At 65.6% G+C, this 1,124-nt stretch carries 1 protein-coding gene; it reads right to left on the bottom strand.

Going from position 1 to position 1,124, the window contains the following annotated elements; translation table 11 throughout:
• The coding region (locus tag Q7514_RS33105) for an NAD(P) transhydrogenase subunit alpha (protein ID WP_330137391.1) at positions 1-1,085 on the bottom strand (1,085 nt) is incomplete at its 3' end.
• Between the last annotated feature and the right edge of the window lie 39 nt (positions 1,086-1,124).

Raw genomic sequence — 1,124 nt, 5'->3', positions numbered from 1 at the left:
ATCTCGTCCGAGAAATCGGGCGCGAGCGCACCACTCTCGTCGAGCAGAAGCTCGATCAACGCGGACACGTTCTTCGAGTAGAGCTCCGACGCGTGCTCCGGCATCGTCGCGGGCAGGTTCAACGGCGAACAGATCGTCACATCGTGTTTGACAACGGTCTGCCCGGGCTCGGTGAGCTCACAATTACCACCGGTCTCCCCGGCGAGGTCGACAATGACCGAACCGGCCTTCATACCCTCGACAGCCCCGGCCGTCACCAGACGCGGCGCGGGACGACCCGGCACCAACGCGGTAGTGATCACGACATCGAAACCCTTGATGGCATTCTCGAGTGCTTGCTGCTGCGCAGCGCGCTCCTCTTCGGTGAGCTCACGGGCGTACCCGCCCTCACCCGCGGCATCGATACCGAGGTCGAGCCACTGCGCACCCACCGACCGCACCTGATCGGCGACCTCGGGACGCACGTCGTACCCGGTCGTACGACCACCGAGACGCTTGGCGGTGGCCAGAGCCTGCAAACCCGCAACACCCACACCGAGCACCAGCACCGTCGCCGGCTTCACGGTGCCGGCAGCAGTGGTGAGCATCGGGAAGAAACGCGTCGATTCCGAGGCAGCGACGAGCACGGCCTTGTAACCCGACACATTGCCCTGCGACGACAACGCGTCCATCACCTGGGCACGCGAGATACGTGGGATGGCCTCGACGGCATACGCCTCGACTCCAGCGGTGGCCAGTGCACCGATCTGGTTCTCCGCGTTGCGCGGGGCGAGGAAGCCGATGAGCTTCTGCCCCGACGCCAACCGGGCAACCTCGGCGTCCGACGGCGGTGCGACCTTGACGACGATGTCGGCCGACCACGCGTCGCCGATCGTGGCGCCCGCTTCCTTGTATGCCTGATCCGGGATCAGTGCGTTCTGTCCGGCACCGGCCTCGACGATGACATCGAGGCCCTTCGCGATCAGTGAGGGCACAACCTTGGGCACCAGCGCGACCCGCCGCTCGCCGTCGTTCGTCTCACGAACGACACCGACGGCCGGGCGGCGACGGTCCCCGCTCTCCGTGTTCGATCCTTCGCTACTCAATATTCTCTAACTCCTGCGTCGAATGAAATTGCCGCGCGC

Origin of the sequence: Rhodococcus artemisiae (assembly GCF_036327795.1) — a bacterium.
Classification (GTDB): domain Bacteria; phylum Actinomycetota; class Actinomycetes; order Mycobacteriales; family Mycobacteriaceae; genus Rhodococcus; species Rhodococcus artemisiae.
Note: the sequence above shows the minus strand (reverse complement) of the source record. Positions and strands in the feature narration are given on the sequence as shown.